The organism is Haloactinopolyspora sp., assembly GCF_027324685.1.
Classification (GTDB): Bacteria; Actinomycetota; Actinomycetes; order Jiangellales; family Jiangellaceae; genus Haloactinopolyspora.
This window is the reverse complement of the sequence record NZ_DAHVSH010000026.1, coordinates 42087-55251: the sequence shown is the minus strand read 5'-3', so window position 1 is coordinate 55251 and position 13165 is coordinate 42087. Positions and strand designations below refer to the sequence as shown.

Below are 13165 nucleotides of genomic sequence, written 5' to 3'. Positions count from 1 at the left end.
CGGCTGTAGTGACCCTGGAAGGCGACGGTGATGGTCGCAGTAGGGCCGTTGCGGTGCTTGGCCACGATGAAGTCGGCCTCGCCGGCCCGTGGCGATTCCTTCTCGTACGCGTCCTCGCGATGCAGAAGTAGCACCATGTCGGCGTCCTGCTCGATGGACCCGCTCTCACGTAGGTCGGACAGCATCGGCTTCTTGTCTTGGCGCTGCTCGGGACCACGGTTGAGCTGACTGATCGCGACGACCGGCACCTCGAGCTCCTTCGCCAGCAGCTTGAGCGCGCGGGAGAACTCCGACACCTCTTGCTGGCGGCTCTCGACCTTCTTCCCGCTGGTCATCAGCTGTAGGTAGTCGATGATGACCAAGCGCAGGTCGTTACGCTGCTTGAGCCGGCGGCACTTGGCGCGGATCTCCATCATCGTCATGTTCGGCGAGTCGTCGATGTACAACGGCGCGCTGGAGACCTCACCGGTGCTGCGGGCGATGCGGTTCCAGTCGTCATCGGTCATCTGCCCGGAGCGCATGTGGTGCAACGGCACCTTCGCCTCAGCGGAGAGCAGGCGCATGGTGATCTCGTTGCGGCTCATCTCCAGCGAGAAGATCACCGACGCCAGACCGTGCTTGATGGAGGTCGCGCGGGCGACGTCCAGGCCCAGCGTGGACTTACCCACAGCGGGCCGGGCCGCCAGGATCACCAGCTGACCCGGGTGCAGGCCGTTGGTCAGCGCATCGAGATCGGCGAACCCCGTGGGCACGCCGACCATCTGCCCGCCCCGCGAGCCGATGGCCTCGATCTCGTCGAGAGCGCCCTCCATGATCTCCGAGAGCGGGAGGTAGTCCTCCGACGCCCGCCGCTCGGTGACGGCGTAGACCTCGGCCTGGGCGCGGTCGACGATGTCGTCGGCGTCGCCGTCGTCGCCGTAACCGAGCTGAACGATGCGCGTGCCGGCCTCGACCAGCCGGCGCAGGATGGCCCGTTCGCGCACGATCTCGGCGTAGAAGCCGGCGTTGGCCGCCGACGGAACCGACGACACCAGCGTGTGCAGGTACGGCGCGCCGCCCACGCGGCCCAGCTCGCCGCTCTTCTGCAGCTGCGCCGCGACGGTGACGGCATCAGCCGGTTCACCGCGACCGTAGAGGTCGATGATGGCCTCGTAGATGGCCTCGTGCGCCGGGCGGTAGAAGTCGTGCCCACGAAGGATCTCGACGACGTCGGCGATGGCGTCTTTCGACAGGAGCATGCCGCCGAGAACCGACTGCTCAGCAGCCACATCCTGGGGAGGCGTCCGGCCGTATTCGGCGGGCGGCGCCTCGTCGTGCCGATCGGGCAACTCCGTGACGCTCACCAGTCCCCCTCCCAGCGCAGATCCATACAAGCGTTCTAACAGCCGCCGCCGACAACACCACGCCGACACCCCGAGCGGGCGGCGACAGCCCCCTGCACGCGCTGTGAATCTACGGCCACCTCTGTCCAGCGTCCAACCCTGTGTACACAGCCCCTGTGCACGTTCTGTGTACGGGCTGTGGATGATCACGAGCCGTCTCCTGGTGATCGAAAAGACGATCATCCCCAGGTGTGGACAGTCCTGGGGACAACGCTTGGGCACAGGCGGGGCAAAGCCGACAGACTCCGCCTCTCACCTGGGTCGATGTTGATCCACCGGGTGTGGACGAATATCCCCAGATCTTGATCTCGAATGTTGAGACGGCGTACCTCGATGTCAGGTCCGACCCCTAGCGTCGGTGCTGCCATGCCTCGATTTCTGCCCACGCGGCTCACTCGGCCGTTGCGCCGCCACCACTCCGACGGCGAGATCGTGCGGCTTGCGCTGCCGGCGCTCGGAGCGTTGGTCGCTGAGCCGCTGTTCCTGCTCGGCGACTCGGCCATCATCGGCCACCTGGGCACACCCGAACTCGCGGGCCTGGGCATCGCGTCGACGGTCCTGACGACGCTGGTCAACGTCTCGATCTTTCTCGCCTACGGCACCACCGCCGCCGTCGCACGGATGCTCGGCGCCGGCGATTTCCGCGGGGCCCTGCGCGCCGGGCGCGACGGGTGCTGGCTGGCACTCGCGGTGGGCGCCGCCACGCTCGCCGTGGGCTGGCCGCTGAGCCCGTGGATCGTCGCGCAGTTCGGGCCGGCAGCCGAGGTCGCCGAGCACGCGGAAACCTACCTCTGGATCAGTCTGCTGGGCCTGCCCTCCATGCTGCTCGTGCTGGCAGCCACCGGGATCCTGCGGGGACTTCAGGACACACGGACCCCACTGATCGTGGCGGCCTCCGGCGCCGCCGGCAACATCGTGCTCAACGTCATTCTCGTCTACGGCTTCGGGCTGGGGATCGCGGGCTCGGCAATCGGCACGGTCATCGCCCAGACGGCGATGGCTGCGGTTTTCGTCGTCATCGTGGCCCGAAGCGCCAGCCGGCACGGGGTCAACCTCCGGCCGGACCTACGCGGTGTCGCGCGCGCCTTCGGCGCCGGCATCCCGCTCATCGTCCGCACGGTGGCCATGCGCGTCGCACTGATCGCCGCCACGGTGGTGGCCACCGGGCTCGGTACCGCGGAACTGGCGGCCCATCAGGTTGCTCTCACGACGTGGACGCTGCTCAGCTTGATCCTCGACGCGGTGGCCATCGCAGCCCAAGCGCTGGTCGGCCGGGCGCTGGGTGCCGGCGACGTGGCCGGCGCACGCTCGATCACCCGCAGAATGGTCCAGTGGGGCGTTCTCGCCGGATTCGCCCTAACCGTGCTGCTCTTGGCCGTGGGCTCGGTGTACGCGCGCCTGTTCACCTCCGATCCGGATGTGCGCTCGTTGTTGTTCGCCGCTCTGATCGTCGCCGCGCTCATGCAGCCTGCAGCCGGTTGGGTGTTCGTCCTCGACGGCGTCCTCATCGGCGCAGGTGATGGGCGTTACCTCGCCTGGGCGTCGGTCATTTCGGTCATGTTCTTCCTTCCCGCCGCGGCGATGGTGGCCGTACTCGACCTGTCCGGCACCACCGGCATCGTCGCCCTGTGGGGTGCGATCGGTGTCTGGATGATCGCCCGGCTGGTGACGCTGGCGTTGCGTGAGCGGCAGGACGCGTGGATGATCACCGGCGCCGTCCGGTGAGGACGTGATCGCCAACGCGAATGATCATGTTCACTTGGCAATTCCCTGCCGCACCACCCGTGCACGCCTGGTGATGCAACAGAACACCTCGTGGTGTCCACCGTCGCGCCGCCTACACGCTCGGCGTCGCGCGGTCGAGCCCGAACCCCAGCGCCGACCCCGTCAGTCCCGGGGCGTCTCTCCGGGCTGCCGGTTGGCCATCGCGGCCTCCATGCGCTCGACCTTGCCGGTCAACTCGTTGGTGTAGCCCGGCCGGATATCGGCTTTCAGGACCAAGCTGACCCGGTTGCCGTGCTTACCGACCGCTTCACACGCCCGGCGGACGACGTCCATGCACTCCTCCCACTCTCCCTCGATGGTGGTGAACATGGCGTCGGTCGTGTTCGGCAGGCCCGAGTCGCGGACGACGGCGACGGCGTCGGCCACCGCCTCGGACACCGAGTCACCGGTACCGGACGGAGCGACGGAGAAGGCGACAAGCATGACCCCATCGTCCCACGTCCAGAGCCGCTCAGCAGCTCTGACCGCAATCCGCGCACCCACCGCGCCGACGCAGGTAGTACGCAAGGGTGGCGGCGCCCAGCGCGACACCCCACAGCGGCCACAGCAGTTCCGGCCCCAGCGCGGCCCACGAGTCCCAGTCCAGACCGGCCGACCCGGCCGCGGAGAAGGCCAACTTGTAGAAGCCCAGCCCGGCCGAAGTCACCATGACAGCGACGATGGACGCCGGAACCACGGCCAGGCTGATCGGCACGGACCTCCCGCCCAGTACCGGGATCCATCGCGGGAACACGTCACCCCATCGCTGGATCAGTCCCGTCGTCAGCACGCTGCCGACCAAGGCGAACGAGCCGAGCCACGCACCGGCCCAGATCGAGCCGTCCGCCGTGGCGGCAGCGTGGACGTCCTCGTCGATGCCCAGCGCGAAACCGGCGACCCAGATCCATCGCGTCGCGGCGTAGACCACCGGGACGCCGGCGGCGACGTACACCGGCCACCGCGCCCAGCGTGCGGCCGCATCCGGTGTCGTCCACCGGCGACGGTGCTCGCCCCGCCCACACCGCACGCAGGTGCCGGCCGTGCGCCGTGCGTACACCAGCGTCGCCGCCGCCCAGAGGAACCCTCCCACCACGGCCGCAGCCTGATGAGCGTGCTGGATGATGAGCGCATCTGCCAGGTCGGCGCGGATCGTCGCGTCGAATGGTGCCTTCACGATGATCATCGGGAGGTACCCGAGCACCGCCAGCACCCGCATGTCCGGGATGACGAACAGCAGCACCGCACTGAGCGCAGCGCCGAAGCCGATGAGCCACGACCGCCCGAACCTGCTGTCGGGGACGAGCATCCGAAGTCCCACCACCACGGCGGTCAGGGCCGCGACGGCGAAGATCACCGCGCCGATGTCCGCCGGTACGCCGCCCAGCAGGGACATCTGGGCTCCAGGGTCGTTGGTGCCCATCGGGAAGCCGGAACCGGTGACCATCCACGCCGATGCCATCACGGCGTAACCGAAGGCCCATACCAGCGCGGCGTACGGCGCCCAGCGGGTCCACAGCTGCCACCAGCCGCGCCGGTCCTGGGCACTCGCCGTGCTCGATGCGGTCGACGTCGTCGTGTTCATACCGGCCACGATGCCCTCGCTGAGCATGCGGCGGATCCCGCGAGGCGGTGACGTCCGTCCCTCTGCCGGGGGACGGTTCACCGAGGGCTGATGAACCCCGACTCGTAGGCCGCGATGACCGCCTGCGTGCGGTCGCGGACACCGAGCTTCGTCAACACGTTGCCCACGTGTGTCTTCACAGTCTCGTGGCCGACGAACAGCTTCTCCGCGATCTCGCCGTTGGACAGTCCGGCCGCGACCAGGCGCAGAACCTCCGCCTCACGGTCGCTCAGCCCGGCGCTCGCCAAAGCGTCCCCGCCGCCTCCCCGGCGCGAGGCGGCCAACTGCCGGATCGCTGCCGGGAAGACGAGCGAGTCGCCCTGGACGACGGTCCGGATCGCCTGAACGATCTGTTCCGGCCGGGTTCGCTTGAGCAGGAATCCGTGCGCTCCGGCCTGCAACGCGTCGTACACGTAGTCGTCGTTCTCGAACGTCGTGACCACCAGGATGCGCGGCGGCTCGTCGTAGCGGTCCATCAGCAGTCGCGTCGCCTGGATGCCATCGACGGCCGGCATCCGGACATCCATGAGGATCACGTCGGGGCGATCCCGCGAGACGATCGGGCCGACCTCGGCACCGTCGGAGGCTTCGGCCACCACGCTGAGGTCGGGCTCGACGTCGATGATGGCCCGTAGCCCCGCGCGTACCAGCGGCTCGTCGTCGACGAGCATGACGGTGGTCGATCCGGTGATCGATTCGGTGCTCATCACGCACCACCGCGCGCGTCGCTGCGCGCCGGCAACCGGACGTGCACGCGCCACTGGCCGGCTTGGCCCTCTGCGCTGAACTCGCCACGGAGCAGGCGCACCCGTTCACGGATGCCCCGCAAGCCGCGCCCACCGCGAGAACTGCGACGCGGCATACCGGGCGGCATCGGGTTGGACACCTGGAGGTCGAGGCCGGCGGAGGTGGCGGCGACGCGGAGTACGACGGGCACCGGTCCAGCATGCCGCATCGCGTTGGTCAAGCATTCCTGGACGATGCGATACGCCTCTCTGGACACCGCCGGTGGAATCGTGTCGAGGTCGCCTTCGACGACGGCGTCGACGGTGACACCGGCGGCGCGCGTGTCGTCGACCAGGCGCGCCAGGTCGGCGAGGGTGCGTTGCGGGCCTGCCGGGTCATCGGTTGCTGCGTCGGCGGCCGAACCGGTGCGCAGGACCCCCAGGACGTGATCCAGGTCTTCCATCGCGCTGCGCCCGGCCTCCTCGACCGCGCTCAACGCTCGGCGGACGAACTCCGGGTCGGTCTCCAGCACCCGCCGCGCGGCAGCGGCCTGCACCGTCGTCACCGTCAGGGCGTGCCCGACGGAGTCGTGCAGCTCCCTCGCCAGTCGGTTGCGCTCGGCGAACTCTTCGGCCTGCGTCTCCAGGGCCGCCATCAGTTCCGCCGGGGACGGGCCGAGCAGCAACGGCGCCAGCTGCGCCAGGCCGGCACCGAGCAAGGCGAAGATGGCGAAGGCCGCCAGAACGAGTGCCGGTGCGGCGAGGAACGCGAGCGGCCCATCGATGCGATCCACGATCGGCATCGACGCCGTCGAGCTCCAGCCCTCGTCAGCACCGAATCCCTGCGCGATGAGCATCACCGCCAGCGGCGCGACGATCAGGACGGTCAGGATCGCGAGTCCGCCACACAACAGATGCAGCACGTACCAGGCGGCACCCAGCAGCCGGGTCTCCCACGGCGGGTCGGCCACGGGATCGGGCAAGTCGACGTCCAGCAGGTTCCGCGTAGCGGTGATCTCGAGATGTCGCATCGCCGGCAGCACTGGCGGAATCGCGCCGATGAGCACCGTGACAGCGACCAGGACGATGAGCGGAACTTTCGGGACGTCCGGTTCCAGGAACATCTGGACGAACCCCACACCCAGCAGCAGGTACGGAATCAGGATGACGCCACCGAGCAGCAGGTGGACGCCGCGGCGCAGCGTCGTGCGCACCACGTTCGTCATCGTGTTCCGGTCGAGGCCCACGGCTCGATTGTTCCAGGTGGACCGTCGCAGCGAGCTGAGCCGCTGTGGTGTCAGCTGGTCAGCGCGGCGCTGCTCGCCTCCTGGCGCTCCGCCGCCCGGCGACGGTCGTAGTCGGCGCGAGCGCGTTCGATCGCGTTGCGCTGAGCCACAGTCCACCGCAGCATCGCGCAGACCGTCTCGACCAGGCCGACGCCCAGTGGCGTCAGTTCGTAGTCCACGCGCGGCGGCACGACCGGGTGAATCGTCCGTTTCACCAGGCCGTCGCGTTCCAGCCCGCGCAGCGTCGCCGTCAACATGCGCTGGCTGATGCCCTCGACGCTGTACTTGAGCTCGGTGAAACGACGCGGGCCCCACCCGAGTTGGTGCACGACGGCCAACGACCACTTGTCGCCGATTCGGTCCAGCATCTCTCTGGCCCGACAGGACACGTCGTCGTGGTCGTCTGCCCGGATGGTTCGCGGCAACTGCGCCGGCTCGGTGTCCGGCTTCGGGTCCAGCACGGTTACCTCCGCGTCACTCAGGCACTCGAAAGTGCGGTCTTCCCCACCCCGGACGCCATTCTTCATGATGGCGGCAGCCGCCAGGAGATCTTCTCGAAGGGGTCCACCATGACGATCGATGCACCCGACATCGACATGTCGTTCGCCGAGCCCGCGGACGCCGACCAGCTCGAACGTGCCGCCAAAGCGCTGCGGGGTAACGGCTTCACCGTCGACATCGTCGACACGGTGGCCGAAGCGCGAGCCCGGGTACGTGACCTGCTCCCCCGCGACCAGGGAATCTTCACGGCCAACAGCCAGACACTGCAGTTGTCCGGGATAGCTGCCGACATCGAGGAGTCAGCGGACTTCGAGTCCGTCCGCCGGCGCGCGGCGCGACTTGGCGACGACTTCGCCGCTCAGCTCAAGCTGGGGGCCGCGCCCGACGTCGTCGTGGGCAGCGTCCACGCGATCACCGAACAAGGTCAGATGGTGGCCGCGTCAGCCACCGGCAGCCAGCTCGCGTCATATGCCGCCGGAGCGCTGCGGGCCATCTGGATCGTCGGTGCGCAGAAGGTGGTCCCCGACCTCGACACCGCGCTGCGGCGAGTTCGTTCGTACAGCCTGCCGCTGGAGTGGCGACGAAGTCGGCAAGCCACCGGGCAACCGTCGTTCATCGGCAAGATCTTGATCTTCGAACGTGAAGCACTGCCTGACCGCGCGACCGTGATACTCGTCCGCGAGGCGATCGGCTTCTGACGAGCCACCGTGGCCAGCAAACGCCTTCACCAGGAAAGTCAGGGGCGACGCGGACGGCACCTCGCCGTCTGCGTCGCCCCTGCGCGGTGACACACGTCGTCAGGACGAGGGGACGACCTCGATCTCGATGTCGGCAGCCACCTCGGGGTGCAGCCGAACGGTGACGTTGTGCTTTCCGACGGTCTTGATCGGCTTGCCGAGCTCGACGCGCCGCTTGTCGATCTCCGGGCCGCCCGCGTCGGTGACCGCCTTGGCGATGTCGGCCGCCGTGACTGCACCGAAGAGTCGGCCCGCGTCGCCGGCCTTGGCCGACAGCCGCACCGTCGTGTTCTCCAGCCGAGTCTTGACTTCGCGCGCGCTGTCGAGGTCGGCGAACTCCCGAGCCTGGCGCGCCCGACGGATCGAGTCGATCTGCTTCTGGGCACCCTTGGTCCAGGGGAAGGCGAACCCGCGCGGAAGCAGGTAGTTACGGCCGTAGCCGTCCTTCACCTCGACGATGTCGCCGGCCGCACCGAGGCCCGACACTTCCTGAGTGAGAATGAGCTTCATGACGTCCTCGACCTTCCTCAGCGAGCCGTCGAGGTGTACGGCAACAGAGCCATCTCTCGGGCGTTCTTGATAGCGATCGCCACGTCGCGCTGATGACGCGTGCAATTGCCGGTGACGCGGCGCGCGCGGATCTTGCCGCGATCGGAGATGTACTTGCGCAGCAGCGACGTGTCCTTGAAGTCGACGTAGTCGACCTTGTCCTTGCAGAAGGCGCAAACTTTCTTCTTCGGTTTGCGCACAGCGGGCTTCACCATCGTGGTGCTCCTCCTTCGAAGAGCCCGGTCACCTCGCTGGCCGTGGCGGACCGGGATGGGGTCGGATGTGTGATGTGCCTACCCGAGCGGCATGCGCCGAGTGGCACGTGGTTGATCAGAACGGAGGCTCTTCGGCCGCGCCGCCGCCTTGGTTCGCCCAGGGGTCGTTGCCGCCGCCCTGGGGGGCGCCGGCGCCTTGCGTGGCCCAGGGGTCATTGCCGACCGGCGCACCGCTCAGCGAGCCGGCGCCGTAACCGCCGCCACCACCGCCGGAGCGCTGTGTCTTGGTGACCTTCGCCGTGGCGAAGCGCAGGCTGGGGCCGATCTCGTCGACCTCCAGCTCGACGACCGTTCGCTTCTCACCCTCGCGGGTCTCGAACGAACGCTGCCGAAGCCGGCCTTGCGCGATGACGCGCATGCCTCGCTGCAACGACTCCGCAACGCTCTCGGCCGCCTGCCGCCAGACCGAGCACCGCATGAACAGCGCGTCGCCGTCCTCCCAGGTACTGGTCTGCCGGTTGAACGTACGTGGCGTGGACGCGATGGTGAAGTTCGCGACGGCAGCCCCGCTCGGCGTGAACCGGAGCTCGGGGTCGTCGGTCAGGTTGCCGACGATCGTGATGACGGTCTCGCCTGCCATGGATGCTCCCAATCGTTGCGGGCGCGAGAGTGCTGGGATGAACCGGCGAAGCTCAGTGAGCCTCGGGCCGCACGACCTTGGTGCGCAGCACGGACTCGGAAAGGCCGAGTTGCCGGTCGAGCTCGGCCACGGTTTCGGCCTCGCACTTGACGTCGAGCACCGCGTAGATGCCCTCGCTCTTCTTGTCGATCTCGTACGCGAGCTTGCGGCGGCCCCAGATGTCGACCTTCTCGACCGAGCCACCGGCTTCACGTACGACCCCGAGATACTGCTCGAGGCTTGGGGCGACGGTGCGCTCCTCGGACTCCGGGTCCAGGATCACCATGACCTCGTAACGACGCATGCCGGATCACCTCCTGTGGACTTCGCGGCCACGGTCTCTCCGTGGCAGGAGGGCTATGTCGTCTGGCGGCCCGGGTCGACGCACTCATGTCGTACGTGACCGGGCCGTGAGTAAGGCTATCAGCGAAGTCGGCAAACTCCGATTCGGTTATCCACAACCCCGCTGGGAAGGCCGGGAATGTCCGTTCCGCTAGCGTCAACACGAATCGTTGCCGCTCGAGGAGACTGCTGTGCCGACCACCGCCGGACCTGACGACGCCCGGCCGGGCGCTGCTGTCGGCCACAGCGTCGAGTCCATCGCCGCAATTCAACGCCGCACCCTGATCCTCCTGGTGAGCGCGCAAGTCGTCGGTGGGCTGGGCATCGGAGCGGCGGTGTCCGTCGGCGCGGTCCTGGCCCTGCAGCTGTCCGGTTCCGACGAATGGTCCGGGCTCGCCGGCACCATGATCACGCTCGGCGCAGCGTCTCTGGCGATTCCCTTGGCTCGGCTGGCGGCGCGCCGCGGCCGCCGGGTCAGTCTCAGCGCCGGGTGGATTCTCGCCGCCGTCGGGGCAGCCGTTGCGGTGGTCTCGGCCGTCACCTCGTCGTTCGTGCTCTTCCTCGTCGGGTTGCTGCTGATCGGCTCCGGGACCGCGACCAACCTGCAGTCGCGGTACGCCGCCACCGACCTGTCTCCGCCGAGCTCGCGCGCCCGGCACCTGTCGGTCGTGGTCTGGTCGACCACCGTCGGTTCGGTCCTGGGACCCAACCTCACCGGGCCGGGCGAGGTGGTCGGACGGTGGCTCGGCATCCCGGAGATCGCCGGCCCGTTCGCCATCTCTACTGCTGGGTTCACCGCAGCAGCCATCGTGATCGCCGTCCTGCTCCGTCCCGACCCATTGCTCGTCACACTGCCGTCCAATCCTCGCAACACCCCGGTGAACCCGGCGATGACGCAAGCCTCCGGGTCGGCGATGCGCGAGCTCGCGCACAGTCCAGCGGCGCTGGTCGCGTTGTCCGCGGTGGTGCTGGGCCACGGGGTGATGGTCTCGGTGATGACCATGACCCCGGTGCAGATGACGCACCACGGCGCCGAGCTCAAGATCATCGGTCTGGTCATCAGCCTGCACATCGCGGGCATGTACGCGTTGTCGCCGGTCTTCGGCTGGCTGGCCGACCGGCTCGGGCGGCGGCCGGTGATCGTCATCGGGCAACTGCTGCTGATCATGTCGGCGGTCGTGGCCGGCACGGCCGGACATTCCACTCCGCGGCTCATGGTCGGGCTGGTGCTGCTCGGTCTCGGCTGGTCGGCTGGACTCGTCGCCGGCTCGACGCTGCTTGCCGAGTCGGTGACCGACGAGCACCGGCCGGCGATCCAAGGCGTGTCCGACCTGCTCATGAACCTCGTGGCCGCGACCGGCGGCGGCTTGTCCGGCGTCGTTCTCGGCCTTCAGGGGTACGGCGGGCTGAACGCCCTCGCCGTCCTTCTCGTGGTTCCGACGGTGGTGCTGCTGGCCATCGAACGGCTACGGGCCCGCAGTTCGGCACGAACTCAGGGCTAGTCACCTCACTGACAGCGGATTCAGTCGAAGTCGGCGCCGGCCGCCAAGCGCTGCTCGAGCAGCTCGTCGAGCGGGATCGACTCGCCGTCGCGGGCGCCTTCACCCACCACCAGCGGCGGATCCGACGGTTCGACGTCAGCGCCGAAGAACCTCGCGCGCAGACTCGGCGGCACGTCCAGGATGTAGAACTCGCCGTCCACGCCGACCCCCAAGGCGTGGTTGCGACGCACGTACCAACCGGTCAGCCCGGTCCGGTACGTGCCTCGTCCACCGGCAACCCGGGCCCGCAACGGGTGGGCCGGCACGGACCGAGCCGACATGCGGGCCACGAAGTCGGCGATGATGGCCCGCGCGCGATCGGTCTCTGCCGCTTTGCGTCGCGCCAGCGCCGCCGCATGCGCCTCGAAGGCCTCCCGACGCTGGTCGCGCCAGGCCTCCCCGCGTCTCGTCTCGTCACTCATCGTCGTTCACACGGCGGGAGCGAAGTTCACGATGTGCACGCTTCGGCGACGGCCAGACTGTCCTCGTAGACGTGATAGCGGCTGATCATGTCGTCGTCCACGGTGAAGTGCAGTGCGACTCGTGCGGAGTAACTCTTGCCGGTCGATCGCACCGTGTTTCCGATCACGCCGAAGACGACTGCGTCCGCACCGTCGACCAGCACACCGGTAACCTCGGCTGACGCACGCTGTGGATCATGAGCCAGCGCGATCTCGCGGAAATGCTCGGCGACGTCGGCGCGCTTCGAGCGATGCCGGATCCAGGGAATCGTCCCGCCGTGCCGGTCTTCGGGCCAGTCCAGCGCCCAGTCGACGTCGTCGGTGAACAACTCGGCGACCCGCTCCGGGTCGCCTTCGCCCAGCCTGCGTAGGAATTCGTCGATCGTGGTCCGAGTGCCCAAGGTTTCCGCCTCTCACGCTGATGCCCGCCCGGACCGCGACCTCGTCGTCGGCGTGGCGGTGAGTCCCATCGTCGCCTGCCGGCCTGGAGCCCGGTATGCCGCCCCATGCGTGAGGCGGTCGCGCCGGTGTGCTGTCAGGAGCACGCGATACCGTCAGATCCATGGTCGAGCAACGAATCGGTGCCCACGTCAAGCAGGGCGATCCCGTCACCGAGGCCCAGGCCCGCGGCGCGAACGCGGTACAGATCTTCCTCGGTGACCCGCAAGGGTGGAAGGGGCCCACGGTCGACTTCCCCGGCGGCGCCGAGGCCTTGCGGGCCGCCACCGAGGCCGCCGACCTCGCTGTCTACGTACACGCGCCCTACGTCCTCAACGTCGCCACCACGAACAACCGCATCCGGATCCCGAGCCGGAAGTTGCTTCAGCAACAGGTCGATCTCGCCGCCCAGGTCGGCGCGCGGGGTGTGATCGTCCATGGCGGACATGTCCTGAAGGACGACGATCCCGAGATCGGCTTCGACAACTGGCGCAAGTGTGCCGAGCGGCTCGACGCCAAGGTGCCTGTATTCGTCGAGAACACCGCCGGCGGTGACTACGCCATGGCGCGGCGGCTCGACCGCATCGCCCGGCTGTGGGACGCCATCGGCGACAGCGGCCTCGGGTTCTGCCTCGACACGTGTCACGCCTTCGCAGCGGGCATCGACCCCTCCGACGTGGTCGACCAGGTCATGGCGATCACCGGTCGCATCGACCTGGTACATGCCAATGACAGCCGCGACCCATTCGACTCCGGCGCCGACCGGCACGCCAACCTCGGCTCCGGCACCATCGGCGCCGAGGCTGTGGCAGCCGTCGTCCGTGCGGCTGGCGTCGACGCCATCGTCGAGACGCCGGCGGACGGGCAGACCGCCGACGTCAGTTACTTGAAGAAGTACGTCCACGGCGCCTGACGAACGGTCTG

At 68.5% G+C, this 13165-nt stretch carries 16 protein-coding genes; 4 read left to right on the top strand and 12 right to left on the bottom strand.

What is annotated here, in order from left to right; translation table 11 throughout:
- Positions 1 to 1328, bottom strand: a 1328-nt coding sequence (dnaB, locus tag M6444_RS04095) for a replicative DNA helicase (protein WP_363326231.1), incomplete at its 3' end; no start/stop codon positions are given.
- A gap of 420 nt (positions 1329 to 1748) precedes the next feature.
- On the opposite strand from dnaB, the gene M6444_RS04090 reads away from it, so the two are divergent.
- The gene (locus M6444_RS04090; protein ID WP_298323433.1) at positions 1749 to 3107 is read left to right on the top strand and encodes an MATE family efflux transporter; all 1359 of its coding nucleotides are present in this window, start codon (positions 1749 to 1751) and stop codon (positions 3105 to 3107) included.
- A 162-nt stretch (positions 3108 to 3269) separates the two neighbouring features.
- On the opposite strand, the gene M6444_RS04085 is transcribed toward M6444_RS04090, so the two are convergent.
- From M6444_RS04085 to M6444_RS04065, 5 genes are all read right to left on the bottom strand, one after another.
- Positions 3270 to 3590 carry a thiamine-binding protein gene (locus M6444_RS04085; protein ID WP_298323430.1) on the bottom strand — a complete coding sequence of 107 codons (321 nt, stop codon included), beginning with the start codon at positions 3588 to 3590 and terminating at the stop codon, positions 3270 to 3272.
- A gap of 28 nt (positions 3591 to 3618) precedes the next feature.
- Complete coding sequence (locus M6444_RS04080) at positions 3619 to 4728, bottom strand: hypothetical protein (protein ID WP_298323428.1); 1110 nt, start codon at positions 4726 to 4728, stop codon at positions 3619 to 3621.
- 77 nt (positions 4729 to 4805) lie between these two features.
- Positions 4806 to 5474 carry a response regulator transcription factor gene (locus tag M6444_RS04075; RefSeq protein ID WP_298323426.1) on the bottom strand — a complete coding sequence of 223 codons (669 nt, stop codon included), beginning with the start codon at positions 5472 to 5474 and terminating at the stop codon, positions 4806 to 4808.
- On the bottom strand, positions 5474 to 6739 hold the full coding sequence (locus M6444_RS04070; RefSeq protein ID WP_298323424.1) for a histidine kinase: 1266 nt from the start codon (positions 6737 to 6739) through the stop codon (positions 5474 to 5476). The genes M6444_RS04075 and M6444_RS04070 overlap by 1 nt, the downstream gene beginning before the upstream one ends.
- A 50-nt stretch (positions 6740 to 6789) precedes the next feature.
- Positions 6790 to 7203: a helix-turn-helix domain-containing protein gene (locus M6444_RS04065; protein ID WP_363326230.1), complete on the bottom strand. Its 414-nt coding sequence runs from the start codon at positions 7201 to 7203 to the stop codon at positions 6790 to 6792.
- Between the two features lie 144 nt (positions 7204 to 7347).
- Between M6444_RS04065 and M6444_RS04060 the strand changes: the two genes are divergently transcribed.
- A complete protein-coding gene (locus M6444_RS04060) occupies positions 7348 to 7977 on the top strand; it encodes an LUD domain-containing protein (protein WP_298323421.1) in 630 nt (209 codons plus the stop codon).
- Between the two features lie 99 nt (positions 7978 to 8076).
- Here the strand turns inward: M6444_RS04060 and rplI are convergent, their stop codons facing one another.
- The 4 genes from rplI to rpsF all read right to left on the bottom strand — a co-directional run bounded on the left by rplI (position 8077) and on the right by rpsF (position 9763).
- Positions 8077 to 8526, bottom strand: coding sequence for a 50S ribosomal protein L9 (rplI, locus tag M6444_RS04055; protein WP_298323419.1), 450 nt, complete (start codon positions 8524 to 8526; stop codon positions 8077 to 8079).
- Positions 8527 to 8543: 17 nt separating this feature from the next.
- Positions 8544 to 8780: a 30S ribosomal protein S18 gene (gene rpsR, locus M6444_RS04050; protein ID WP_298323417.1), complete on the bottom strand. Its 237-nt coding sequence runs from the start codon at positions 8778 to 8780 to the stop codon at positions 8544 to 8546.
- 115 nt (positions 8781 to 8895) lie between these two features.
- Entirely contained in the window at positions 8896 to 9420 is a 525-nt protein-coding gene (locus tag M6444_RS04045; RefSeq protein WP_298323416.1) for a single-stranded DNA-binding protein, read from the bottom strand.
- A gap of 52 nt (positions 9421 to 9472) precedes the next feature.
- Positions 9473 to 9763: a 30S ribosomal protein S6 gene (gene rpsF, locus M6444_RS04040; protein ID WP_298323415.1), complete on the bottom strand. Its 291-nt coding sequence runs from the start codon at positions 9761 to 9763 to the stop codon at positions 9473 to 9475.
- Between the two features lie 229 nt (positions 9764 to 9992).
- On the opposite strand from rpsF, the gene M6444_RS04035 reads away from it, so the two are divergent.
- Entirely contained in the window at positions 9993 to 11303 is a 1311-nt protein-coding gene (locus tag M6444_RS04035) for an MFS transporter (protein WP_298323414.1), read from the top strand.
- 20 nt (positions 11304 to 11323) lie between these two features.
- Here M6444_RS04035 and M6444_RS04030 read toward each other — a convergent pair whose 3' ends face one another.
- Together M6444_RS04030 and M6444_RS04025 are read right to left on the bottom strand one after the other, a co-directional pair.
- Positions 11324 to 11764 carry a hypothetical protein gene (locus tag M6444_RS04030; RefSeq protein WP_298323413.1) on the bottom strand — a complete coding sequence of 147 codons (441 nt, stop codon included), beginning with the start codon at positions 11762 to 11764 and terminating at the stop codon, positions 11324 to 11326.
- 26 nt (positions 11765 to 11790) lie between these two features.
- Positions 11791 to 12204, bottom strand: coding sequence for a nuclear transport factor 2 family protein (locus tag M6444_RS04025; protein WP_298323411.1), 414 nt, complete (start codon positions 12202 to 12204; stop codon positions 11791 to 11793).
- A 161-nt stretch (positions 12205 to 12365) separates the two neighbouring features.
- Here M6444_RS04025 and M6444_RS04020 point away from each other — a divergent pair, with 161 nt between their 5' ends.
- Positions 12366 to 13154 carry a deoxyribonuclease IV gene (locus tag M6444_RS04020; protein WP_298323409.1) on the top strand — a complete coding sequence of 263 codons (789 nt, stop codon included), beginning with the start codon at positions 12366 to 12368 and terminating at the stop codon, positions 13152 to 13154.
- Positions 13155 to 13165 lie beyond the last annotated feature (11 nt).